The 724-nt window shown below is 32.6% G+C and carries 1 pseudogene; it reads left to right on the forward strand.

Features of this window, described 5'->3' with window-relative positions:
* Nucleotides 1-706 (forward strand): annotated as a pseudogene (locus Q428_RS14225) (IS3 family transposase); the annotation flags it as partial.
* Nucleotides 707-724: the final 18 nt, after the last annotated feature.

Genomic DNA, 724 nt, shown 5'->3' on the forward strand with positions numbered 1-724 from the left:
AAACTGAAGGCCGTCTTGGCCATCGTAAAATGAAAATCTTCCTGGAACGTAAAGGTATCATTTGTAGTAAAAATACTGTTCATAAATATATGAATAAGGAACTAGGACTTACTTCCATTGTTAAAAGAAAGAAACCGGGTTATAAAAAAGGACAACCCCATAAAATTTTTTCAAACCTTTTGAATCAAAATTTTACAACCGATAAACCCAATCATGTATGGTGTACAGATTTTACATATTTATTTTTGACAGATGGCAGTAAAAGATACAACTGTACTATCCTTGATTTGTATGATCGCTCTGTTATAGCTAGTTTAAACGGTAAAGAAATAACAAACGAGCTTGCAATTAATACGCTTAAAAAAGCCATTGCTTCGCAGCCAAAGTTGACAAATAAATTAATTCTTCATAGCGATCAAGGCTCGCAATTTACATCTAAGGACTTTATAGATTTCTGCGAGTCAGTAAATATACAACAAAGTATGAGCAGGGCAGGGTGTCCTTTTGATAATGCCCCTATGGAAAGATACTACAACACTCTGAAACATGAATTAATTCATCATTACCACTATCACAATGATGAAGAATTAAATAAAGCAATAAACAACTTTGCTTACGTTTGGTATAATCATCTAAGACCTCATACATATAATGAAGGCTTACGCCATTTGAGGCAAGATACAGAAAATCTAAAATATTAGGTTAAAGTGTTACAAAAATGCTT

Source organism: Fervidicella metallireducens AeB, from assembly GCF_000601455.1.
GTDB classification, from domain to species: domain Bacteria; phylum Bacillota; class Clostridia; order Clostridiales; family Caloramatoraceae; genus Fervidicella; species Fervidicella metallireducens.